The 24,154-nt window shown below is 60.7% G+C and carries 14 protein-coding genes and 1 pseudogene; 3 read left to right on the top strand and 12 right to left on the bottom strand.

Features of this window, described 5'->3' with window-relative positions; genetic code table 11:
- Positions 1–8: 8 nt before the first annotated feature.
- Complete coding sequence (locus IVB50_RS03380) at positions 9–1,589, bottom strand: ABC transporter substrate-binding protein (RefSeq protein WP_247294300.1); 1,581 nt, start codon at positions 1,587–1,589, stop codon at positions 9–11.
- Between the two features lie 614 nt (positions 1,590–2,203).
- Here IVB50_RS03380 and IVB50_RS03375 point away from each other — a divergent pair.
- Positions 2,204–3,127: an isocitrate lyase/phosphoenolpyruvate mutase family protein gene (locus tag IVB50_RS03375; RefSeq protein ID WP_247294298.1), complete on the top strand. Its 924-nt coding sequence runs from the start codon at positions 2,204–2,206 to the stop codon at positions 3,125–3,127.
- Positions 3,128–3,482: 355 nt separating this feature from the next.
- On the top strand, positions 3,483–4,391 hold the full coding sequence (locus tag IVB50_RS03370) for a LysR family transcriptional regulator (protein WP_247282215.1): 909 nt from the start codon (positions 3,483–3,485) through the stop codon (positions 4,389–4,391).
- 270 nt (positions 4,392–4,661) lie between these two features.
- On the opposite strand, the gene IVB50_RS03365 is transcribed toward IVB50_RS03370, so the two are convergent.
- The 8 genes and pseudogenes from IVB50_RS03365 to repA all read right to left on the bottom strand — a co-directional run bounded on the left by IVB50_RS03365 (position 4,662) and on the right by repA (position 16,696).
- On the bottom strand, positions 4,662–6,218 hold the full coding sequence (locus IVB50_RS03365) for a porin (protein WP_247294289.1): 1,557 nt from the start codon (positions 6,216–6,218) through the stop codon (positions 4,662–4,664).
- Between the two features lie 267 nt (positions 6,219–6,485).
- Positions 6,486–6,887, bottom strand: a pseudogene (locus IVB50_RS03360) (DNA-binding protein); the annotation flags it as partial.
- A 314-nt stretch (positions 6,888–7,201) separates the two neighbouring features.
- Positions 7,202–7,840 (bottom strand): hypothetical protein, encoded by a 639-nt coding sequence (locus IVB50_RS03355; RefSeq protein ID WP_247294287.1) that lies wholly within the window; start codon positions 7,838–7,840, stop codon positions 7,202–7,204.
- Complete coding sequence (locus tag IVB50_RS03350; protein ID WP_247294279.1) at positions 7,830–8,432, bottom strand: hypothetical protein; 603 nt, start codon at positions 8,430–8,432, stop codon at positions 7,830–7,832. The genes IVB50_RS03355 and IVB50_RS03350 overlap by 11 nt, the downstream gene beginning before the upstream one ends.
- A gap of 173 nt (positions 8,433–8,605) precedes the next feature.
- A complete protein-coding gene (locus tag IVB50_RS03345; RefSeq protein ID WP_247294277.1) occupies positions 8,606–12,133 on the bottom strand; it encodes a hypothetical protein in 3,528 nt (1,175 codons plus the stop codon).
- Between the two features lie 848 nt (positions 12,134–12,981).
- Positions 12,982–14,214 (bottom strand): plasmid replication protein RepC, encoded by a 1,233-nt coding sequence (gene repC, locus IVB50_RS03340; RefSeq protein WP_247294275.1) that lies wholly within the window; start codon positions 14,212–14,214, stop codon positions 12,982–12,984.
- Between the two features lie 263 nt (positions 14,215–14,477).
- Positions 14,478–15,494: a plasmid partitioning protein RepB gene (repB, locus tag IVB50_RS03335; RefSeq protein ID WP_247294265.1), complete on the bottom strand. Its 1,017-nt coding sequence runs from the start codon at positions 15,492–15,494 to the stop codon at positions 14,478–14,480.
- Positions 15,494–16,696, bottom strand: a complete 1,203-nt coding sequence (gene repA, locus IVB50_RS03330; RefSeq protein WP_026233724.1) for a plasmid partitioning protein RepA — start codon at positions 16,694–16,696, stop codon at positions 15,494–15,496. The genes repB and repA overlap by 1 nt, the downstream gene beginning before the upstream one ends.
- Positions 16,697–18,918: 2,222 nt before the next feature.
- On the opposite strand from repA, the gene IVB50_RS03325 reads away from it, so the two are divergent.
- Positions 18,919–20,097, top strand: a complete 1,179-nt coding sequence (locus IVB50_RS03325) for an RHE_PE00001 family protein (RefSeq protein WP_247294263.1) — start codon at positions 18,919–18,921, stop codon at positions 20,095–20,097.
- Positions 20,098–21,427: 1,330 nt separating this feature from the next.
- Here the strand turns inward: IVB50_RS03325 and nadC are convergent.
- The 3 genes from nadC to nadA form a co-directional block, all read right to left on the bottom strand.
- Positions 21,428–22,306 carry a carboxylating nicotinate-nucleotide diphosphorylase gene (gene nadC / locus IVB50_RS03320; RefSeq protein ID WP_247294261.1) on the bottom strand — a complete coding sequence of 293 codons (879 nt, stop codon included), beginning with the start codon at positions 22,304–22,306 and terminating at the stop codon, positions 21,428–21,430.
- Positions 22,307–22,317: 11 nt separating this feature from the next.
- Positions 22,318–23,922, bottom strand: coding sequence for an L-aspartate oxidase (locus tag IVB50_RS03315; protein ID WP_247294259.1), 1,605 nt, complete (start codon positions 23,920–23,922; stop codon positions 22,318–22,320).
- 9 nt (positions 23,923–23,931) lie between these two features.
- Positions 23,932–24,154, bottom strand: a 223-nt coding sequence (nadA, locus tag IVB50_RS03310; RefSeq protein ID WP_247294247.1) for a quinolinate synthase NadA, incomplete at its 5' end; no start/stop codon positions are given.

Genomic DNA, 24,154 nt, shown 5'->3' with positions numbered 1-24,154 from the left:
ATCCTGAATCAGGTCCGGATCAAGGCGCTGTTGAATGGGCCGAAATTGAGATCGAGCGTCAGCCCCGGCAACCAGGGTATGTCGCGCCGCTTGCCATAGAACTGGCCGGACACATGCAAAATCACACAGGGCGGATCGACCTCATTGATGATCTCGAGCATGCGGCGCACGATTGGACGGCGCTGCTCGGGCTCAGCGGTCTCCTGGAGCTGCGCGCCCAAGGCGAAATATTCCTCGTTCCTCCAGACCCCGACCGACTTCGGCAGGGCGCCGCTGGGGCCGTATTCACGCCAGGGATGGCCGAGATGATCCAGAAACAACGCCGTGTTGGAGGTGTCGAAGATCGCCCGCACCGGCTGGCGCTGAACTTGGGCAAAGTTTTCCATCATCTCGATTTTGACGTTCAGGCCGACTGCACGCCACATCTCGATCATGGTTTGCGCGCCAGAGATCTGATTGGGGTAGTAGTTGTTGAGGAGCCGATAAATGATCGGCTCTCCTTTGTAGCCCGCCGCAGCGACCAGCTCCTTGGCCTTATCGGGATCATAAAGCAGCGCGGGGAAATCCTCGATGTAGCCGTGGCCATAGCTCGCGAGTTGATAGCCATTCGGAATCGGCAGACGGTTTGCCCACAGGCTCTCGATCAAGAGCTTGCGATCGAGCGCAAGGCTCATCGCACGGCGGATCCGCACATCTTTCAGCACTGGATCGTTCTGGTCGAGCACGAGCGAGCGGATATTCTGTACTGGCCCGCCCGAGATCTGGAGATCGGCGCGCTTCTCGATACGCTCGAATTGATCGGGTGGGATGTCAGTGATGATGTCGAGCTCGTTGGCAAGAAGGCCGTTCACGCGCGCGGAAAGCTCGGGAATAATGCGATATTCGACGCCCTCAAATGGTGGCCGTCCGCCCCAATATGCATCGTGCGCAGTCAACGTGACATGGATGTCGAGCTTGTGATTGAGGAGCTTGTACGGGCCGCTCCCTACAGGAGCTGCCGTCCAGCGCTCCCACGAGCCCGCGGCGATGAACGCGCGCTTGCTGACGATCTCCGCTCCCCAGGAGGCCAGACGCTGCTCAAGCAGCGCGTCGTTCCCTTTGGCGTGGACAATGACCGTATAGGGATCGACGATATCCACTCTGTCGAGCCGGTCCAGCGACTGCAGCGCATCGGACATTCCGCTGCGGCCCGGTCCCAACAGGTGGTCGGGCCCCAGGCTAAAGGCGACATCTTCGGCAGTCAGCGGGCTTCCATCATGGAACGCCACGCCTTTGCGCAGGAACAGCCGCAGCGACTGCGCATCGACTCGCTCCCAACGTTCGGCCAATGCCGGCCGCAGCGCCATCCCATTGGTGTGGTCAAAGGCAATGAGGCTATCGAACAGCTGTGGCATGATCCGCCGAATGGCGGTGTCGGTTGCGATGACTGGGTCAAACGTGCGGGGAAAGCCGGACATGCCAACTCTTAATCGCCGCCGGGCTGGTTTCTTGCCGTCGCTCTCAGCCCAGACGGCGCTCGCGGTCGGCAACAAACCTGCTGCGACCGCACCAGTCAAAGCCTCTCGCCGTGTCAGATGGCTGCGGGTCATCACCGTCTCCCGGAATTCGCTTCAATCAGTACGGAACGCATAGCCTTGACCTTGCGGCGATCAGCAGATCCTCGCAGCGGTCGAAAGCTAGCATCGCTGATCTCGTGCTTGCCAAACGTGTCCGACGTTAGAGCCGCGAAATGCTACGCTGCGATGACATTCATCGACTAAGTCGATGTTCACGTGAGCAGATGAGATGACATGAGGCTTCCGGGCAGAGAACGGTGCCTCCTCGGAACTGGGTCGCTCCCGGTTGGGCTGAGGACGCTGCCCAACTAAAACGTCATCAGCGCTCTCACTGTTAGCGCAACCAACATGGTCTCGAGTGATCAAGTGTCGCGCGGAAACGATGTCCCCCCTAGCTTCTTGACCAGCTCTGAGGTGCAACGAGACACGACGCCATCATCGAGATGGTTGATCATTAGATCGCAAGAATGCGATCACACCATTGGTCGGCCCGCTTAAGAGCAATTAGAAACCGGCAAGATTTCCGCTTTTCACTTAGGTGCTGACTCTTGTCTCTCGTTTAAGACCGACTCAGATGTCGTCCGCCCCCCAAAAAGCTAAGATCATGACCGCTGGCGCGGCCCAATTGCGCGATCAGAGTGCCTGAGGTGACCGCGCCCAGTGATGGCGAGCCGTATCCGCGAAAGAAGGATTTTCCGATGTCCTCCGTCAAACGCCTTCGTACTCGCCTGGACGAGACCGGTCTCATCCATGTCATGGCCGCCCATAGCCCTCTTTCGGCTCTGCTGGCCGAAGAGGCCGGGTTCGATGCTTTATGGGCATCGGGCTTCGAACTCTCCGCGCTTTACGGTCTGCCCGATATGAGCCTGATCTCGATGACCCAGCATCTCGACATGCTGCGCTCGATCGCTGGACGCACGACGCTGCCGATCATCGCTGACATTGACACCGGTTATGGCAATGCAATCAACGTGATCCACGCCGTTCACGAATACGAGCGAGCTGGCGCCAGCGCTGTGGTAATCGAAGACAAAACCTTTCCGAAAGTGACAAGCCTTATGGCTGGCGGACGCCAGGAACTGCTCCGCATCGAGGAGTTCCAGGGCAAGATCGAGGCCGCTGTTGCGACAAGACGAGACCCCAATTTTCTCGTGATCGCCCGCACCGAAGCCCTGATTGCGGGTCTCGGCGAAACGGAAGCTCTGCACCGAGCAAAAGCTTACGAAGAGGCCGGCGCCGAAATGGTGCTGATCCATTCGAAAAAGAAGGATGCATCAGAGATCGAAAGCTTTTCGCACGCCTGGGGCGGATCGGTGCCGCTAGCAATCGTGCCGAACGCCTACCCGGATCTCGACGCCGAGCGGGTCAAAGCACTCGGGAATATCCGCGTAATGATCTACGGCAATTACGGTATCCGCGCTGCTGCAACTGCGATGAGAAAAACCTTCCGCCGAATCATTGCCGATGGCGGCGTCCAGAACGTCCACAAGGATATTCTGCCGGTCGAAGAGATTTTCGACCTCCAGAACGTGGATAGCGTCAAGGCGGCCGAAGCTCGCTTCCTTCGCTAGATCTCTTGTCCAAGACGGCGTCATTGCGTCTGAGCTCTGCTCGGTCGCAGTTTTTGCTGTTCGACAATTGCTGTAAACGCCACTCTCCTCCAGAAGAATGACTGCGCAAAGAACGATCACGCCAGCCGATTTAACGGCACGATTTCGTCGCGCCTTTGGAAACCAATGTGCGCACCTAGAAGTGAGCTCGTTCGCACGGATTGCACCGCGTCCGAGCGAAATCGCTTTCGCGCGCGACCTGCAGTTGGTATCTAGTAACCCGGCTACGATCATCGAATAATGTGATGGACGATTGATTTCTGGCAATGCCCTCCTGCGAGAACTGACGGGCATGCCCGAAATTCCGGAGCACAAAATGGCTACCGAAACGGATGAAGTGCCACTCAATGCGATCCGGGTATTCGTCACAATTGCGCGCGAGGGAAGCGTAACCCGCGCGGCTAGCGCCTTGAGAATGACCCAGAGTTCGGTCAGCCGCTACCTCGCCGTGCTGCAGGAGTATCTGGGCAGTGACCTCATGCAGCGTCGCGGCCGGCGTAGCGAATTGACGGAATTCGGGCGGCTTTTTGCGAACACGGTTGCAGAACCGCTAGATACCGTTTGCTTCACCGCCAAGAGAATGCGCCGACGGAATCGTCGGGACACCAATCGGATTGTAGTCCGCACGTCACTCTCGACTTTCGCTTACGCCTTTCTGATTCCAAATCTCCAAGCTTTTTCTAATGAAATGGGCGGCGTAGTTGTGGATGTGATTAGCTCACTTTCGCAACCGACGTCGTCCGACGATTACGACATTTTGATCACACGGGATCTTTCCGTCATCGAGCCGGCAGATGATTGGGAAATCTACAACGAGCAACTCGTATGTGTGGGCTCACCAAATCACGTCGATGGCAAGAGCCTCCCGGTTGTTCGCACAGTACCCATCCTGAACATCACATCCCGGCCTGACATAATGCCGACATGGCTTCGGGCCATGAACCTGACCCCAAAAGATATAAAATCGGGAGCGCGATATGATCACAATTACCTGGCCCTGCCGGCGGTGATGACGGGCAAATGTCTTCTCGTCGCGCCCGAAATCATTGTAAGTGACCTGGTACGTGGTGGAGCTCTCAATGTGATTCCACGATCGCGCACTCCCAGCGGCATGCAGTATCGCGCCTATGCTGTCGACCGAGGCGATAATCCCGAAATGTCTCGCGCTTTTTGCCGGTGGCTCGTTCGTCTTTGTAAGAAGACCGCCCTTGCGGAGACGGCATAAGATTGTCGTAGCAGCATTCCAGCTTGCTGAAGATCTCACCTAGCACCCGCTTTTCTTGAACGTGAGAGCAAAGCCCACAACGACGACGCTCGGCCCTTCGTCTGGACCAAGAAAAAGGGTCCTTCAACGCCGTTTGAAAGCCGCCGTATGCTCAGCTCTGATTTAGATACTATTTGCAGAAGGCCCCCGGCGGGCATGCCGGAGGCCTCCTTGGAGGTTAACTTCGTTTTTTGAGCCCTCTTTTCTCCTTCCGCTGGTTTAGACAGAGCCTCACCAGTTCCGCTGAGCTCGCAAGAGCAGGGTCAGCGTGCTCTGATCTTTCAATTCGTAGAGAGCCGCCGGCTTGGCGACCGCAGACTGCACAGGCAGTGTCACTGTACTTCCGCTCGCGTACTTTTGGTCGAGCATGGTGTAGGCGAGATCTGCCGTGAAGGTCAGGTTCTTGACCGGTGTCCAGCGCGTGACGACGCCGACAACCCCATAGTTGAAATCAGGATTACAGCCAGCATTGCCGCTCGACAGCGCAAGGTTGGCTACGAATGCACCGCAGATGTAGCCCTTCGCTGCGCTGTTATACCGAACGGCGCCCCAGCCGCCGTAGATGGCACTATTCCAATGAGGATCCCAGTTGTGTGTGTAACCAGCATGGAAGCCGTACGTCCTGGTTAGCTCCTGGCCCGCACCGGCAACGAACACGGAGTCAGACAAGCCCGCCAGGCCGACGCTTTGATAAGCACCTGCCAGCCCCGCGCCGCCGTACATCGCGTAGGTGGTTGGCATCAAATCGTTGAAGTTGTAGCGGGTCGCGCCGTTGGTATAAGCGCCTGACACGTTGATCGTGTCACCGGCTCCAGTCGGGATGTTCTTGATTGACAAGGCCAAAGCAGCAGCCCAGCCCCACTTGTCGTTCGGATGCCCGGTCGCTTCGTCGCCACCGTAGTACCCAGCATGGTTGTCGTGCGCCGCGAACGACGCCTGGAAGAGACCCCAGCCCTGGTCAATACGAACCATCGCGATGAGGTCTGGAGACGATGAACCGCCGATGTTGTTAGTACCGTACGCACCGGTCGCGAGGGCAGCCGCCGTTGCTCCACTTACATTCCAGATATTGGTCGTGCCGTAGGCGACCTGATCCTGGGCTGAGAAAGCGGCCGTGATGCCTTGTCCAAAGTCAGCGGTATAGGTGAACTGGTTCACGCCGGTGACCCATCCGCCGCCGCCCGGAAGATCATCGAACTCGTTGCCTGGATAGTTGGTCCAGGGCGCCGAGAACTGTGAGACGGCCTTACCCATCGTAAAGCCTGCGAACTGGATAAAGGCGGAGTAGACGCCGAGCGAACCACCAGCGACCTGTGAAGCGGTCGACGTTGTGTAAGCGGTCGCCCCATTGACGGCGCTCGTGCCGGCGCCAGTATAGCCGCCCGACGTCCAGGTGAACACGCCCGAGAAATAGGTGCGAAGGAGGCCGTACTCAGTCGCGGTGCGCGTGTCGATGCTCAGTCCTTCACGAGCGCGCCAAGTGTAGCTGTTGCCTAAACGGTTGCGTGCTCCCGCTACGCCATTGGCGGCCGGGTCAAAATCGCTGTTGCTATTCGCGACAAAGTCAGTGCGCAGATATCCGCCAAGCTTGATGCAAGTGTCCGAGCCAGGGATGTAGTAGAAGCCGGCGCCGTACAGTGAGCAGACCTTCACGTACTCCACTGCTCTGGCTTTAATTGGCAGGTCAGCAGCTTGTGCCCCACTCGACGCGAGAGACGCCGCCGCAAGAGTCAAAACAACATTCTTGCTTGTTCGAAGTAAGCGAAAGTTCGTTTCTGAGAGTGTCATTGTCCCTATCCACTGGAGGTCAGCATTTGTGCGGCCGACGCAGTATCGTTGGGACGCAATCGTTTGGTGACGGAGATCAAGTAATCCGATGGCAGGTTCGGATTTCACGATGGATCACATGAGAACTGGAGTCATCCAATCGACTTCTCGGCCGCAAGATACGTAGGGCTAAGCGCGTGTTGCCGCGCAGGTCCAGGCGAGCGGTCGGATGCCACCCAGCGACAAAGCGCTGAGCTGTCGTACTGGCCGATGAGCTTCGCACCCTGGGAGCTCGATCCACTTCCAGCCTTCGGCGGCGATCGTTTTCGCCTCTGCCTTTCGCTTCTCAGCGACCAGACCGTCGAGCAGAGCGACGTCCTCGAGCCAGCCGCCGTCGTCGGACTGGAACGGGTTGCGCAGCACCACGCCACCGGCTGCCTCGTAGGCATCTAGGCCAACAAACATGGCGCGACGGTCGGAGGCGCGCACCGACTTCTCCGTCAGCATGCGGCGGATCTGATAAGGCTCTTTCTACCAAGAGCCGGAGATGGTCTGCTAGACCTGCTCCTGGCGGCCGTGATCCGCGGTGACGGCGAAGGCCATCAACTGCTCGAGCGACATGCCCTCGTCGGCATAGACCTCGAGCAGCGCGGGCGAAACCGAGGCGAGTCGCAGGCGTTGGTTCACCACGTTGGGCGAGCACGTAGCTCACGCTGTCTCGCGGAAATCGCCGAACTGCGATGAGTGCGGCGCAATTGCCGGCTGAGGCTTTCTGCCATTGCGGCTTCGTCTGTGGCGACGTACCAGTCTATGACATCGCGGATAATCTGGCGGGCAAGGTCACCGCTTGTTGGGGCAGAGGTTGAACCGTCGAGAAGGAGACATAACACGGCATCGGCGCGCACTCCGACTCCGCCGCAATCGCGGTTATCGCGCGTCCTCTTTCCTTGCTCACTGCGCCTATTGATCTCCATTCCCCTCTTGCTCGCCAGCATCGCTCTGGCTTATGGCGACAAAGCGCTCTCGTACAATATCGACCTATCGACCCGGCCTTCAGGTCCCTTGATATTGCCGTCGAGAAAATGATCAAAATCCTCATGACCTAAGAGCGCTTTGAACTTCTCTGCAATGTAGCAGCGAACATCATCGTCTGCGTTTTGGATTTCAGCCACGAGTTCCTCTCGCCCGTCAACGACGAGAAGGATGTCCTCGATGTCACGGCTGCCTAGGAGATCGTCGTTGCCGCGGCCGAGATATGCTTCCAACTTTGTCGCCACGAACAGTTCCGGCGTGAGGCGCTTGATGTTCAATGTCTCGTTCAGGTGACACGTGACCGCCGTCTCGATGCCTTTGGCGTACCAGCGATTGCTAAAGCCGAGAATGCTTTCATCATCCGGCATGAAATCGACTTTGAGGTCGCCGAGCCGCATGCGGCAAATGACCTCGTCTTCCGGAGATTCCACGAACCCCTTCTGACGCAACTGGTCTTGCAGTTGAGCCCATTGCGCATGTCCGACGAGATCAACGATCAGATCCACGTCGTCGGTTGCCCGAACGCCTTCGAGAACGATCTCGTCCGTAATGAAAAGGGCTGTTGTGCAACCGCCAACAAACACCAGCCGCTCGCGCAGTTCATCTCCCAAAGACGGCGCGACCGTTTGCACATATGAAGCAATTGGCCTTTAACGGTGGTCGTTTTCTGAGAAGCCTTTCCGATAAACGCTCGGCCGCGAGCCCAGCCTCCCTTTGATTTCCAAGCCTGACACCATCGATAAGGGCCAGATACTCGTACAGGCGATCGTCTTTTTGAGTGGCCTGGGGTACGCTTTTAAACAGCGGGTCTACCGCCTGCCCCATGTCCTTGCCTTTGGCGTACGGCCAGACGTAAATGTACTCTCCTGCGCTGATCAGAAGATTTTTAAGCGGGGCGGCCGCAAAGGCGGTGGGGATGCCCCGGGTCATCGCACCCGGTTTAGCCGGGAAAACGAACTTCAATCCGTGCACCACGAAATTATAGAGATTGCGGCGGTTGGGCTTTGCCTGGCCGGTTTCCCGATCTTTGACCGCAAGTCCCGACGAAATGCTCCGGTTAATCGACGCATTGACCTCTGTCTTGCTGATACCAAGGGCTGATTCCAGGCTGCGTACTGAGTACGGGTCATCGTTATGCGCAGCCTCCCCAAGATGCGCGTCGCCCTCATTTTTGGCCTGCTCAAGGCTCACGAGCTTCAGCAATATAAGAGGTCTTGACTTTTCACACAGATTCGCCCTCGTCCGCTGTCCTAGGACCAAGGACAGGACCCACAAAGGGAGTCTTCGGATCGAGATTAGAACGTACTGCTTTGTGGCGCGCACTAACGCCGGAGGTTCATCCCACTTCCTAGTCGTATTTTCGATTTCTCGCTACTTCAAATTGTTGCTACTTCAAGTCTGCCCTTGCTTCTCAGCCGAATTCGCACGCCCAACCGGCCCGCCAGCGCTTCTAACGAATCCATAACCGCTCCCTTGAGCGAGATGGTGGCGCCCGTGTGGATTTCCAGCAATACATCTAGCGCGGTTTGCGTGCCGTGCGCGGCGATCATAGAGACGGCTCCGGATGCCCCGTTGTAGGAACATCGGGCGACCACTCTCTCGAGAAATGGAAGCGGCAGAAGATGCTGTCTTTCACGCAACGTCGTCAGTGCATGCCCAACGTGTGCTGCCGTGTCCGAATCTAGAAGATCGATATCGTTCGAACCAAGCACCTGCTTCAATCTCCGCTCGATCGCCGACAAGGCGTCCTCGGATCCAAATCGCGCGAATCCCTCGGCCAAGTTTAGCCCGTCGATCGGTTCATAGTCTTCCATGGCCGTCCACTCCTCCAGCAGCGGTAGGAAGAGGTCAGCGCCGGGGTGCAGCGGCGCAGCATCGATCACTCCTCCCTCGAACATGTCCATTTGAAAAAGGCCTGTCATTCCAAGCACGATGCTGCTGGTCAATCCCGCCCTATCCGATGGAGAGAAAGTGCGTTCCTTGAGGCGTCGTATCAAGGTCTCGACCAGCGATCGGGACCGATGATGACCGAAGATAGCAATCGTCGCGCGGAGATCCTTGATCGGGAGCCGGTCCGCTGCCGCGACCAAGCCGCACATCGAATCCGCGTCGCCATATCGTGCTGCAAAGATCGATAGTCGCCGGCGTAATTCGCCAGGGATGCCGTCTTCTTGAGCGAGAGTTCGACAGATTTCGGCCTTTCGTGCCGGGAGAAGTCTACGCGGCAGATAGCCTAAAAGCTCAAGTTTCTCCTTCATCTCCAGGTCGGACCGCATCAAGGCGTCCCTTAGAGACGAGCCGGGATCCTTCAGTTTCATGATGACTTCGACGGCGACGGAGCGTGTGTGATATCCCGGCATTCCCAGTGCGGTCTGGACGAGCGGCATCGCTCGAGGGTCCACCGGTGTGGAACGAAGGCCGAAGGCTTCCAGACGCATGTAGATCGGCAAGCGCTCGTCAAGCGCGACAGCCAGCAGACACTCATCGGACAGCTGTGTCGGATCTAAATGTCCGATGAGCGAAGATATAGCCTCTAGGTCCTTTTCGGACGCACCGTCGCGACGGGCACGAGTGACATACATCTCGAGAGCTTCATTACCGAGTGCGCTCACTGCAGGCTGCATCTCGCCAAGATTAAGCAGATTATCGATATCTCCTGTAAGAAAATCCGCGAGAATCGAACGGGTCAGATCTGGGGCTTTGATCTGTGCGACGATGGTCCCGGCCCCATGGTGCAGGAGCCAACGGTTGGACAACAACGCGCGCAATTCATGAATCATTGGATCACAGAAGGCGGCAGCAATCAGGGCTCCGACCCGACCACGCAGCCGCCAAGCGGCTGAAGGCCATAGTCGACACAATCGCCGCGTGAGTTCAGTTTTCAGCGACGGCGCGACGCTCATACCATTCGCGACACAGCGGGCCATGAGGCGCATCCCGGTACCGAACGCGTCGTCTTCCTGTGCCAGGAAGTTTGTGACCAGCGGGATCGGATGCGGATGCCGTTCGAGTACGAACTGAAGCGTCTGTGCCCACGGCCTCTTCGATGCCGAAGATAGACGGCCGGAGATTCCTTCCATGCGAAAATCCAGTATGTAACACGCAGCGAGGTATTCCTGGACCACAGGGAATGGAAACACGAAACGAGCGGGTCCACTCGGGCGGAGCACGCCGCATGTGATCAGCCTGTCTAGCGCGGGCTGCACGGGCTGACCTGCTCCGAGAGCGTTTCGAACCGAAGCTTCCAAACGCCGCGCGTCGACGCCGATCTCTTCGCGCTCTAAAGAATCGTAAGCGATTAACTCTGCGATAGGCCGCAGCGCGGCCGGATCGACCCCCGCACTAATCGTTCCCTTGAACTGCTCCGGACGGAACAGCAGACCAAGATAAACCTCGAGCAACTCGGTCCGCTTCGACGGAAGTTCGCTCACTTCAAGTCCCGAACAGAGCAGGATGGCGAGGAAAAGCGGGATGCGGGTCAGCCGCTCCAGATCGGGACGAGCCGTGAATGCTTGCTGCAATCGTTCTCTAAAACCAGCCTCGTTCGGGCGGTAGAAGGAAATATACCTGCCAATATCGTTGGTATCCAGCGCGTCCAATTCAACAAGCATTGCGTCCGTCGGCGCCGCTAGCGCCGCGGCATCGCGAACAGTCAGAAGCCACGGCACGGCCGGATAGCGTAGCGAGAAAGTCTTGACACGCTCGAGCATGACGGCGCGACGGTCGATCGAGACTTCATCTAGCCCGTCGAAGAAGAGCACCAATAGCCCCGTTTCCGCGGCCCTAGTCCAATCAACGGAGACTTCGAACTCCGCATTGAGTTGGTCCTGAAGAAAACGGCCGATGCCGCCTTCTTGCTTTGACAGTTCATGAACGGAGATGATCGCGGGAAGCAGTCCGCGCCCTGCCGCCGATTTGGCCAACGACAGGCACAAAGTGCTTTTGCCGAATCCTGGGCCTGATACGACCACGACGCGGTCGAACCCGGCCGACGGAAAATTCGACAAGTCCACGGAGTCCGGCCGGAGGCCAAACCAGGGATTCGGCACCTCGTCATCGAAGTCTGCGCGGTGCGAACGATCGTACCGATGAGCGCGGGGCCAAATAAACGTCTCGTCGATCGGCTTGACGACGCCGGTACCGGGAACCTCGATCACTGCCTTGCCCGTCAAGACGCCGCGGTAGCTATCGGCTCCCCATCCGTGGGGTTCGCCGATCACCACTCCCTCGCTCGTTAGTCGTTCCATGAGCCTCGCAGGCTCGAAGGTTCCCCGCACGATTGAAGCCCCGCCGACCATGTCGCGGAGTAGAGCGAGCAGCGACGAGGGATCCCGGTTTGAATCCGGCATCCATAACGGTGCATGATCACGCTCTATCGAGGCGTGAGAATAGACTTCCACATCGACGCGCGAAAGCAACGCGCGAATGTCGTCGGCGGTGACGGCGTAATCCGCGAGTGCGGTTTCGATCTTGGAGAACAGCGAGCGTTGCCCTTCGTTGAGCCGCTTCGTAATGTATTCTTCGTGGTCTACGGCGTCGGTTGTTCGGCGGCAGCATTCTTCCAGGTCCGCGGCTATTTTTGACGGCTCTCCAAAAGCCAAAAGCAGGCGATCCTCAAGTGCCGTTGTAGGCCGAGCCAATTGCTCGCAAAACTGCTGCCATACGCGGCCCCAGGCGTCGGATGAAACGTCCAACGAACGCTTCGCCTGGATGTAGCGTCGCGATCCGTCACCAAGTAGCACCACAATGTCGTCGACGGCTTCAGGTGCTTCCACGCGCACATGGAGGACTCGATCCCGTCTTGCACGGGACCGAAGGTCCACCATCCGGCCGAGATATAAGGCCGCTATCGTGTTCTGGAAGAAAATTCCGGCCTGGTTCGCCGGTCCGCCTGCTTCCGTCATTCAGAAATGCTCCCTCCAACGTTGGCAATTGCTGCGGCGTCTCGCAATCGCTGGCTGCCATATTCCTTCGCGCAGTACGTCAGTGGAAAAGAAGGAAAATTAGCTAAACACGCTCCGCTCGCTCGTACCCGACACTGATCATCGCCAAGGCGCCTCCACTTCTCAGGACTATATCGGATCTAGAGGACCGGCCATCAATTCCTGCAAAGACGGCCGTTTCACCTCCTCCTTGGGCACACAAATGGACAGTTCGCGCTGCCACCGCCCAAGGCCTCTCACTTCGAGGTCAAGCCGAATAGGCAGCCAGCTTTCAAACGGAGCATCGGCGAGCAGTTCGATTCCGTAAATTCGCTCGACACACATGAACGGCGTGTGTTGGCGATTATCGAGAGGATCGATATAGGGAATTGCGGCCTGGCGGATGACTTCTAATTTCAGGATTTGCTCGAACCAGGGCGAACCCGCGAGCAGACGAAATATTCGGCGAAGCGCGTGAAAAAGTCCTTATGAAAGGGGCTTTCCCCTCTTTGACTCGAGCGGCATCTCTTAGCACGCGCCCATCTAAGTTGCACCAGACGCGAATGTCTGTTGTCGCAGAACCGCGTGCTCGACCATCTCCCATCCAACGGGGTAGCGTCCCCAGGGCTCGGCCCCGGGTCCGCTAACCGTGCACGTGCATCCGCTGCTCAGCGGCGCCTCCATGACGAGGCTGGAAAAACAGACTAAGGATTCAGGTGGTGATTTGCCAAGACGATCTCTGCGAACAGCTTGCGTCGACACCGCAGCAGCCGGTTGGACTGGCCTCTCTATCCACGAGAAACGTAAGGTTTGGGCGGCGCCTCATCGCCTCACGCCCGCTGCTTGTCTCGGCGGCGAGAATTGATCTGCGCCATCAGGATCGGCCCAAGCGAAAATTCGCCGACCTCAGCTTTTCGCGTCAGACCGCGCAGATAGCCGCCGGCGGAATTGATCGCCGTCCCGCGCTGCAGGATACACGCGACGACGATGGCCGCGGGCACCTCGCCCATAACCTTTTGCGCCTCCTCCCAGGCGCTCGGACTGATCCCCAGCATCGATCGCACAACGGCCGCGGTAGCGAGGAAATCGCGCCAGTTCGAAACCCCACCCTTCGCATAATCGACGATGTCGGGACACGCACTCAGGACCATTCCCAACGGATAGGCCCCCTCCCCGACTCGCGACGGTTGAGGTTTAGGCTCAGCTCCCGCCGCCCTGCCTTCTCGGAAGACAGGTTCAAGATCAATTGGGGTATCTGGATTTGAAGTCTGTATGTGGCGCTCAGGGTGGGACTCATTGGCGCTCGGATTCTTGGATTTGATGTGTTCTTCCAGAAGATTGAGCACGTCGTCGGCAAGCTGAGACAACTCGTCGGCGATCGGCTCGAGCTGCTGGCGGGTGGCCGTGCGCGGAATCTGGTCGACGATCGCGCGGAAGGCGGCGTGCACAACCTGCCAATCGGCAGGCCCCTGCCCTCCCCTTCGCGTCGGAACGGCTTCCTCGATGCCAGTTGCAATCATCTTCGCAATGTCGCGCCGGCACAGCGTGATGCGCTCTCGTACGAGCTTGAGTGCGCGGGCCTCGGCTTCGATATCGGCTGCCAGGCTCTCGAACTCCTCCGAGCGCACGACCAGCGGCGACAGATCGAAGCCGAAGGCGAGCTCGATGTCGCCGGCATTGTCCTTCCGCGCATACCGCTTGCCATTGGGACTGTCGCGCCGAACGATCAGGCCCGCGTCGACCAGCACGGAGAGGTGACGTCGCAGCGTTGACGCCGGCATGCCGTGCGCCCGCCGACTGAGTTGATGATTGGACGGGAAGACAATCAGATCGCCTGCCCCCGTCAGTGCGGTCTCGGGATGGAACGTTAAGAGCGCGTTCAAGACCGAGAGCGAGCGTTCCGACACGCCAAGGCGCGGCCGTGCCGTGCAGATGGCGTGGAAGATCTTCCACTTATGGACGATCTTTTCGGGCGGACGTTCGGTTGCGACCATCTGGCTTGCCACATGGGCAAGCGTCAGCGATCGCCGCCCAAAGGGCGTCGTTGGGGAGTGTGACTGCATGTCTTTGCCTCATGCGGGCAAAGAAAATCCGCTCACCAAAACGGTGCCGTCGCTAAAGACGCTTGACTGCGATTCGTGAAAGTGATTCTCTGTCAGTCGCCAAACGTGACGAGAGAAGGCTTTCGGACGGAGACGTTCCGGGGGCCTTTTTTCTTTTCCGCTATGCTCCTACGGTGAGAGGACGGAAACGCGGGTACGCATCGCGCTGCCCGACCGTGTGAGGTCCAGGCAGCGCCATATCCAAAGCGGCAAGACGCCCGATGTCACTCATCGGTGCCTCCATCGAGAAATGCCCGGTAGAGTTCCGGCAGCCGCGAAATCACAAAGTCTCCAAACGCAGGGGCGGCCTTTTCATCTACAGCTAGCGTGATGCGATCTGCGCGACGTTCAATCTTTACGATCTTTTTGCCTCCGTCGTCCGCCCAGATTGTCGGCCGTGCAACTTTGGGCTTGCGGGGTGCGAGCGCGGCGAAAGCTATCGCGAACCGTTCATCGGAAGTAGCGCGCACAAACCGATCGCTCGCAACGCTGTCGGCCAATACCTTTTGGTCGTGGCGACCTTCAAGCCGCTCTGCCAACTCCATCCAGCGCCGGCGGCCGGTTTTTGGCGCTGGCCCGATTGCATCGAGTAGGCTGCGGGGAAGGGCTCGCGCGACCGTGATGAGGCGAGAGAGCTCCGTCTTGTCGACGCTGAGCGCCGCCATGATGATCTCGCGCTTGAATCCACGATCCTCGAGCGCGGCGGCGTAAGTTGCCCGCTCAATAAAGGACAGATCCTCCCGCTCACCATTCTCCTTGCCTTGTGCCACCACCAGGTCTTCGTCGCTAAGATCGCGGACCACGGCCCGCGCAGGGCGGCCAAGTTCGGCGAGCGCACGAACGCGACGATGGCCATAGGCAATCTGAAACCGGCCCGGGCTGGAAGGATGCGGGCGAAGGAGGATGGGAACCAACTGCCCATTGGCGCGGATCGATTCAACGAGGGCAGAGTGCTTCTCGTCCACGCTCGTCATACGATCGGGAACGATCGAGGCGTCGATCAAATCTGGGGCGATCTCGACGACGGTTTGACCGGTGGTGAGTTGCTCGGTCAAGGCCTTGGCGGCATCGCGCTCCGCGGACAGCATCTCGAGTGAACGGCTCATGGCGCCGACCGCTCCGCGCGACCCAAGTGTTGGCTGGGTTGGTCTGCGATTGTCGCTGGGCTCACCTGACGAGGGTTCGTTGACCGCGGTCAACTTGTCATCAATGAGGTCCGCAAGCAGGTTTTTTCGACCCATTAGGCCCTCCCCCACGCAGCCTGGATGAGGCTTTGGATTTCACCATTGACGCTGTCCAGCGATTCCATGGCGCGGTCGTAGGTAGCCCGTGTGAACTGATCGCGGCTGACCTCATAGAGCGTTTGCTTCGTGATGCCGGCATCCGAGATCGCCGTACTTTTCAGCATCATGTTCGTGACCATGCGGTCGCCAAACAGCGAGCGCATAAAGCCGACCATTTGGGCCTGCGGTCCATCACCGGGCTCATAACGCGTGACGAGATAGCGCATCCAATCGTAATTCATGTTGCCGCCTGCTTTGGCCACGACGGCAAGGAGGTCGGATGTCATGATTAGAAACTGGCACATCGACATGACATCGAGCATTTGCGGATGCACAGGGATCAGAATTGCCGTTGCTGCGCAGAGCGCAGAAAGCGTGAGAAATCCGAGTTGAGGCGGACAATCGATCACGACAATATCGTAGCGGTCCTGGACCGTGGCGAGGGCACGGGCAACGCGGGCGAAGAACAGCGGGTCACCCGACTGGCGCGCAGCTAGCGCTTTCGGGGTTTCATGTTCGAATTCCATCAGTTCGATGTTGCCGGGAACGATGTCGAGCCCCGAAAAGTAAGTCTGCCGAATGATCTCATTCAGTTCGCGACGCGCGTCGTCGTAGCGGATGGCGCCGTACAGAGTTCCGTTTTCCTCGACATCAAACTCGGGCTGATAGCCATGCAGCGCGGAGAGCGAGGCCTGCGGATCCAGATCGATCGCGAGCACTCGATAGCCCTGCAGTGTGAGATGTTGGGCGAGATGCGCGGCGGTCGTGGTCTTACCCGACCCTCCCTTGAAATTAACGACGCCAATGACTTGCAACTGTTCGCCCGCGACGCGATACGGTCGGTATCGGCGCGCACCCTTGCCGGATTCATCGAGATAAGCACGAAGACTTTGAATATCGTCGAATGTGTACGACCTTCGACCCGATGGGCTGGTGTCCGGCTGAGGGCCCCTGCCCTCCAGCGACAATTGGCGGAGGTAGCCGTCATTAATGCCGACGAGCTTAGCGACTTCGCCAGATGTAAAGCGGCGCAGATGCTTGCGTGCTTTTGGCGGGAACAGCTTCGTTCGGTGGGCGTGCAGCTTCGCCGACAGTTCCCGCGCGTCTGCCGCGATCGTGTCGTGGATCGCCTGCGGCGCGCCAGGCGTGATTGACGCCATCGCTTGTTGGTCGTTCAGGGCCACGGCTTTCTCGCGTAGTTACGAATTTCGGGTACACGGCATGCGCAAAGCGTGGCTATTACGCCCGATTCTGGCCGGTCTCGCAACAGTTAAAGGGTAAACCAATCCTTAACGGTCCGACTCGGCCCACGGGTGGTCTAAAGTTGACCGCGGTCAACTCTCGGCACGTAACTGCGCGGCTGCTGCGGTTCCGAAGGCGCCGCTCTTCAACAGAAGTTGACCGCGGTCAACTTTCTCCCGACGCAGTTCCCACAATCGACTCGCGCTCGAACTCTATCACCGCCCCATTCGGCTTAAAATTCAGCGTTGAGCCCTGGCGCGCTCCGCTCAGCCGCAACGCAACATCCGCTGCGCGGCGCCCGCGCCGAGACCGTGCAGACGCGAAGGATGGCAGGTCGGAAGGATGGCAGGTCGAGAGTCCCGCGACCCGTCACGAGCAAGTCGTCCAGCGCAGCGAGCGCTGCAGCGAGGGAAAGTGCCCTCTTTCCGCTAAAGCCGGCGCGCTCCCAGCCGCCGTTCCACCCTCGAAGCCGCATGATCGTCGGCTGCGAACATGTCCCGCTCGCACAGCACGACCGCGACGTCAGCCCGCATAGCGTGACGATCAAGGGCTTTGGCGGACGGTCGGCTCCCAAGCGGCACAACACCCCGGAAGCAGTGGACCTCGCGCGGCAGGCGTTCGAGCATAGGCACGGGGTTGAGGACCTGTTATCCCTCGCGGGTGTCCTATGCGGATCATCCGCCGTGCCATCCCGGGTTGCTGGGTCCCACGCTCCACGCGACTGGCGGGACTAAGAAAGCAGCAGGGATGGCGGCGCGACCGGCAAGAGGTAGACCGGAGCCGGTCGGGCGATCAGTGTCGCCGATGCCGGTCTCGGCCAATCCAGTTCGGAAGGAACGACATCTCTTCATCTTCGCGGAACGGGCCACAATGCGGATATGCGACGGTGCAGCCCATTTCCCGCTCGCAGCCGAGGGCGAATGCGGATGTAGTCGGCGGAGGCTTCCAGTTTACGCTGTTCCTTGGTGCCTTCCGCCACCATCCAGGTCGCACCACGCCGAGGGTTTGTCCGAGCAGGTCTCGGACCGGTTGTCTTGAAACCACGCAGGCGCGGGCGAGGGCATCGACGTTGTGGTCGTCCGGGACGGATCGAGGTCAGCTAGGTCGGCAACAATGGAAACAAAGCGCGCCTCGTGTCCAGAGACGGAAAGGGCAGGGTAGGGGGAGCGGAAAGGATGGCGGAATAGGGGAGGCGTTTATCGGCCGTTAACCATAAAGTTCCAGTCAGCACCACAAAGAGCCGCACGTCGACCTGAGGCCGCCCGTCACTGGAAAGCCAGCGACCTTGGCGGTCCTACTAACAGCGACCTGCTCCCGTATTCCGTGTATCGAATGACCGGAGGTGGCGTCTAGAGGAGCATGCCATCGCCTTGCACATCGAGAATCCGCAGACCGAAGCGATGGCGCGGAAAGTGACGGTGTTGGGAAAAGGTCCGCCTCACCCGAACAGTGCACCGGCACGCGCTCATGAGCTCGATAGCCGAGGTCGTTTTTCCTCGACCGCGGCGTCCAGTTCTGCCCGGATATGCTCCAAAGAGGGCAACTCCGCGGCGGTGCCCACCAAAAGGATTCCGCGACGGCCCGTATGAGGAGATTCATCGGCGCATCGCCCTTCATCGCGCTCATCAGCGACTGAGACGAGGCACGCGAGCTATCGGCTCGCCTGCAGGAAATCGGAACGCGTCTGACGTCGCCGCAGGCCGTGGGGAGGGCGGTTGCCGTGGCGCCAGCACAAATCTTTCGGTCAGCGCCACCGCGGAGGCGCTCGAAGATTAGGTAGCCTGATCCTCATTGCCGCAGTCCCGGTGCAGCCTGAGACCGCACGGCTCGCTCGACGCCTTTCTCGCTTTGGTTAAGGGCGGTCCGGCGGGCGTCAATTTCCGGACCTGTTTTTACCTACGCTTCACCTTGCATTCCGCGCAGCCTGATTTTCGAGGGCGCCTGCTTTGCCGGGGAGGGCACAGTCACCGGAGCGGCTGGTCCGGAACAGGGCAGGGTTGGCACGAGTGGCGATTTGTGGTTGATCTGAAGCTTGGCGCTGGTGATTTGCAGCGCTGCGAGTGCTGATCGCACTGCGACCGCACCCTATCGATAAGGCGTGCTTATCGATAGCGAGAGGGGAGCGGGAACAGGCCTCGCTATGACGGAACATAAAGGTGTGTTAGGTTCCGTTTCGCCGTTTCCTCTTAAGGTTATCAAGGCCTTGTCTTCCGGCTACAAAATCGCCGATCCGCTGCCTTGGGCTCAGCTCGCGGGGCCGCTTGCCGCGGCCGAGGATGCCGCCGCCCGCCTCGACGAGCGACTGGCCAAAAGCCCAATCCGTGACGGTGCGATCAGCCGAATGCACTTCGCCGAGGCTTGCGCCACTCTGTGGCTTGACGGCGAACTTGTCCACCTCGATGACCTCGTGCTCCACGACGCCGGCATGGACGTCCGCGCCCCCACCCACGAGCTGACCCGGGCTCACGCCGTGCTGCGCGCCCGTCGGCGCATTGCCGACGCGAAGCCCAATTGGGCGCTGTCGGTTTCCGGACTGGCTGACCTTCGGGGCCGGCGCGAGCGAGAGGAGGTCGAGGAACGTCTCGGGCTCAACGAGGACGCAGAGCGGGACGCGGTGGGTTTCGACGGACCGCTTGGCGTCATGAACACCGATCTCCATCTGGCCGCAGCCTTCGCCGCGGTCGACGCCGCCAACGCCAAGGCGGAGCGCAGACTCGCCGACGAGCTTCGGTCGTGGCCAGAGCGGGACTCGCTCGTCTACGATCCGGACTGGGACGAGGACGGCCGCCTCGACGACTGGCGCGCCGTCGTCGATGAGACCCGCAAGCTGCCACCGACTCTGGCGGCTGCAATCGCCGCGGATGCCTGGGACGCGATTGAACCGCTCGAGCACACGCCTTGGCTAGGGTGCCTGCTCGCAGCTAGCGTGTTGCGCGACCGCGGCAAGACACGCTGCTATCTGTTGTGCCTGCATGGAGGGCTGAAAAGCATCTCGCGTGAGCGTCGGCGGGCACGCGACGTCGCAGCGCGGCTGGTTGTGCAGCTCGAGGCGATGACGGCCGCCGCCGAGGCCGGCCTAAAGGACCACGACCGCTGGCTGATGACCAGAAACCTCCTCGCCCGAAAACTCGCCGGCCGGCGCGCCACTTCGAAACTGCCGGCGCTCCTCGACTACGTGCTGACCCGGCCGATCGTCTCGGCCGGCATGATCGCGGCGGAGCTTGGGATCACGGCCCGTGCGGCCCAAAACCTCGTCGCCGAACTCGACCTTCGCGAGACGACTGGCCGGGGACGCTATCGCGCGTGGGGCATCCTGTAGAGCGCGAGCCGCAAGCAACGTGAATTCCGTGCAAAGAGCGTAATGGGCGAGCATTCGTGCGCCGCAGAACATCAGTGAGGCAGCACGGAAAACGGGATCCCACAACGCGTCGATGGATCGCCGCTGCCGCAGGTATTGAAAGAGCTGACGCGGAAACACACGCCGCTCGAGAAGCACTAGCGCGACATGCGGGACACCGAGTTTACGGTTGAGCAGGCAAGCTATAGATGCTTCGGACCGCGGCGGCACATGCCGACTTCGTGGTGCTTCTTCGAGATCATGAAGGGCCTGCCGGTCACGATCGGGCTTCCGGGTACCCTTCATAAATTCCTGGCGAACACCGATGCGAGGTCGAGGGAGTGGCCGCACCACAATGGTGAGACAGTGGGAAACACAGCGAATCCCCTTATGACACGGGCGTGCAAGGGTCCTTCACCACTCACGTTGACCGGATGTCCAATCGTTTCCATGAGCGGCGTTTACCAGTGCACGCGGTCACTGCGTGGAACCACCTGTGTTCGCTTGCGTGCGCTGCACGCGCAACGCCGATTAACGCCCCAGCAACCTAACCTAAATTAGATACTCACGAGAAGACTCGAATCGCACGGATGTACTGCGGTTCGATTTTTCTGGCGTAAGCGTAGCGTGCGCGTAGCGACTTGTGTGTTTGCGTACCCGTCCGAAGGGCGCGCGGTTCGCGTCCTTCGGCACTGGTCTCTGCATCTTCGCATTGATGCCTGGAGAGACCGCCTACTAGCACACCGCCTCTCCGCTGGCGCCTCAGCCGTTCACGCGCCGCCGCTCGAATCCCCAATCGGTCGCAGGCCCGCGACGCTGCGCGCTCGCTGACGATTCAGCCGCTCGAACCGCTGAAGCAGGCGGAAGCACGCCAGAAACTTTGGAAGGCGATGCTGGTGACCAGATCTGGCCCGAGGTCGGCAAGTCGACGCAGGCACGCCTAGTGGGTGCGTCCGTCCTGGGTGGCCGAGATGAAGAAGATGACACGAGCGCCGTCCACACCTTCTACCGGCCTTGCGCCTGGGGCGACGCCAGCGAGGAACCAAACTGGGCATCCCGCGCAGACCGCCGCACTCCCCCCGAACTCGCCGAGGAAGCGAAGACCTTGGCCGAGATGGCGTGAGCGAACGGCGGTAACCTTTCTTACGTCTCCCCGCTTGCGGGAGACGTAAGATCGCTCTTGCGATGCGGGCGAGGTGGTACAGGTCTTTCGACAGTCGAATACGTGGAGAGATGCCCCTCACCCCAGTCCTCTCGGCGCGAGCAAATCTCGTTGCGGCCCCGTAGGAACGGGGAGAGGGAGAAGACCTCCTCAGGCCTCGATATCCAGCGCACAGTCGAAATTCGGCGCCGAATGCGTCAGCGCGCCGGCTGAGGCGTAGTCGACGCCGGTCGCCGCGATGGCTGCGATCGAGTCCAGGGTGACACCGCCGGATGCCTCCAGCTTGAGGCGTCCCTCGTTGAGCCTGACGGCTTCGCGCAGCGTCGCAATGTCCATGTTGTCGAGCAGCACGGCGTCGGCAAGGCCGGTGTCGAGCACCTCGCGCAACTGCGGAAGCGTGTCGACCTCGATCTCGATCTTGACGAGATGGCCGGCATGGGCGCGGGCGCGCTCCAGCACGGGGCGGATGCCGCCGGCGACCGCGATGTGGTTGTCCTTGATCAGGATCGCGTCGTCGAGGCCGAAGCGGTGATTGAAGCCGCCGCCGCAGCGTACCGCGTATTTCTCCAAGGCGCGCAGTCCAGGGGTGGTTTTTCGCGTGCAGCAGACCCGCATCCTGGTGCCTTCGGTGCGCGCAACGTAGTCTGCGGTGAGTGTTGCAACGCCCGACAGGCGGCCGACGAAATTCAGCGCGGTCCGCTCCGCCGTAAGGATGGCACGTGCCGGCCCCGAGATCGTCAGCACCTGCTGTCCGCGGGCGACGCGCGCGGCGTCACGAACATGTGCGCGTATCTCGATGTCGGGCGAAAGCTTTTGCAAGGTGGCGAGCGCCAGCGGCAAGCCGGCGATCACGCCGGACTGCCGTGCGACCAGGATTGCTTGCGCCTTCGTTGCTTCGGGGATCGTCGCAAGCGAGGTGATGTCGCCGGCACGGCCGAGATCCTCATCGAGCGCGCGTAGCACGGCCTCGTCGAGCGCGAGCGGGGAGAGAAAGGCGTCGGGATAGAGCAGAGAGGTCGGGGTGATCATGGCAGACTCCGTCAGGCGATCATGGGTTCCGCGGTGCGCGGTGTCAGGCGTTCGCTCAGGCTGTCCGCGACCTCGCGCACTGCTGCGAGCGTCGTCATCGTGCGTTGCGCGAGGGCCGGTACGTCCGCGGCATGGTCGGAGCGGAAATGCGCGCCGCGGCTCTCGCGCCGGTTCCAGGCCGACGCCGCCACGAGCAGGGCTGCCGTTGCCATGTTGCGGACCGCGATGCTCGTGGCCTCGCGTTCGAGCGCGGCGAAGCTGCGAACCGCGTCCGCAAGCCCGTCACCATTGCGGATCACGCCGACATGCGTGCTCATCAGCATCCGCAGCCGCTTCACGGCCGCAGCATCTGACGTGGCGCCGCGCGGCGGCACCAGCGCATCGGGAAGCCGGGCGGGCGAGGGGATGGCGCGGCCGGCGATGTCGTCGGCGATGCGCGCGGCGTAGACCACGGCCTCCAGCAGCGAATTCGACGCAAGCCGGTTTGCGCCATGCGCGCCGGTGGACGACACTTCGCCGCCGGCCCAGAGCCCGTCGATCGAGCTGCGGCCGCGATCGTCCACCGCGATGCCGCCCATGTGATAGTGCGCCGCCGGTGCGATCGGGATGGCCTGCGTGGCGGGGTCGATCCCAGCGGCGATGCAGCTTGCATGGACGGTCGGGAATCTGTCGGCAAAACGTGCGCCCAGCGCCTGCCGCGCATCGAGGAAGGCGCCGCGTCCGGCCGAGATCTCCGCGAACACGCCGCGGGCCACGATGTCGCGCGGTGCGAGCTCGGCGAGCGGATGGCGCGCCGCCATGAAACGCTCGCCACGGCCGTTGATCAGTGTCGCGCCTTCGCCGCGCAAGGCTTCCGTGGCGAGCGGCGCGGGATCGCGGCCGACCATGATGGCGGTCGGATGAAATTGCACGAACTCGGGATCTGCAATCACCGCGCCGGCGCGTGCGGCGATCGCAAGGCCGGATCCGCCGGCCTCGCGCGGATTGGTGGTGACGGCATAGAGATGGCCGATGCCGCCCGTCGCGAGCACCACCATCCGCGCGGCGAGCAGGATCGGCCGTGCTGCCGCGTCGCCAGCTTCGCGCAATCGTAGGCCGGCGACCGCGCCGTCCTCGGTCAACAGCGCTTCGGCGACGAAACCTTCGATCAGCCGGATCGACGGCGTGCGCCGCACGGCTTCGCTCAGCGCCGCGATGATGGCGGCGCCGGCGCCATCACCGCGCACATGCACGATGCGGCGCGCCGAATGTGCGGCTTCGCGCCCGACTGCGAGCCTGCCTTCGAGATCGCGGTCGAACGGCACGCCATAGGCGAGAAGATCGTGAATCCGCGGTGCGGCCTCGCGCGCGATCCCCAGTGCGACAGCTTCGTCGACGATGCCGCCGCCAGCGGCAACCGTGTCCGCGGCGTGCGCTTCCGGCGTATCGCCTTCTGCCATTGCTGCGGCGATCCCGCCTTGCGCCCATGCGGACGACGCGCCCTGTCCGAGCGGCGCGGCCGAGATCAATGTCACCGGCCGCGGCGCGAGCTTGAGCGCGCAGAACAATCCGGCAAGGCCGCCGCCGACGATGACGACGTCGTCGGAGCGGGGGAGGGTGTTGATGTTGTTTGTCATGGCTCTATCTCAGTTCTTCAAATTGATCATCCGCTCGACCGAGCGCCTTGCGCGGTCCGCGAGCGCGGGATCGATCGTCACTTCTTCGCGAAGCGTCAGCAGGCTCTCCAGAATGTTGGCGAGCGTGATGCGCTTCATGTGCGGGCAGATGTTGCAGGGGCGCAGCATCTCCACATCGGGCAGCTCGGCGCGGACATTGTCGGCCATCGAGCATTCCGTGATCATCACCAGC

Source organism: Bradyrhizobium sp. 87 (assembly GCF_023073015.1).
Taxonomy (GTDB): domain Bacteria; phylum Pseudomonadota; class Alphaproteobacteria; order Rhizobiales; family Xanthobacteraceae; genus Bradyrhizobium; species Bradyrhizobium canariense_D.
This window is presented reverse-complemented; position numbering and strand designations above follow the sequence as displayed.

What these genes read in the sequence shown, in the direction of transcription:
- IVB50_RS03345 (WP_247294277.1), bottom strand. Translation starts at nt 12,133, where the DNA reads ATGACGGAAGCAGGCGGACCGGCGAACCAGGCCGGAATTTTCTTCCAG.
- repB (WP_247294265.1), bottom strand. Translation starts at nt 15,494, where the DNA reads ATGGGTCGAAAAAACCTGCTTGCGGACCTCATTGATGACAAGTTGACC.
- IVB50_RS03315 (WP_247294259.1), bottom strand. Translation starts at nt 23,922, where the DNA reads ATGACAAACAACATCAACACCCTCCCCCGCTCCGACGACGTCGTCATC.
- repC (WP_247294275.1), bottom strand. Translation starts at nt 14,214, where the DNA reads ATGCAGTCACACTCCCCAACGACGCCCTTTGGGCGGCGATCGCTGACG.
- IVB50_RS03380 (WP_247294300.1), bottom strand. Translation starts at nt 1,589, where the DNA reads ATGACCCGCAGCCATCTGACACGGCGAGAGGCTTTGACTGGTGCGGTC.
- IVB50_RS03325 (WP_247294263.1), top strand. Translation starts at nt 18,919, where the DNA reads ATGACGGAACATAAAGGTGTGTTAGGTTCCGTTTCGCCGTTTCCTCTT.
- IVB50_RS03365 (WP_247294289.1), bottom strand. Translation starts at nt 6,218, where the DNA reads ATGACACTCTCAGAAACGAACTTTCGCTTACTTCGAACAAGCAAGAAT.
- repA (WP_026233724.1), bottom strand. Translation starts at nt 16,696, where the DNA reads ATGGCGTCAATCACGCCTGGCGCGCCGCAGGCGATCCACGACACGATC.
- IVB50_RS03370 (WP_247282215.1), top strand. Translation starts at nt 3,483, where the DNA reads ATGGCTACCGAAACGGATGAAGTGCCACTCAATGCGATCCGGGTATTC.
- nadC (WP_247294261.1), bottom strand. Translation starts at nt 22,306, where the DNA reads ATGATCACCCCGACCTCTCTGCTCTATCCCGACGCCTTTCTCTCCCCG.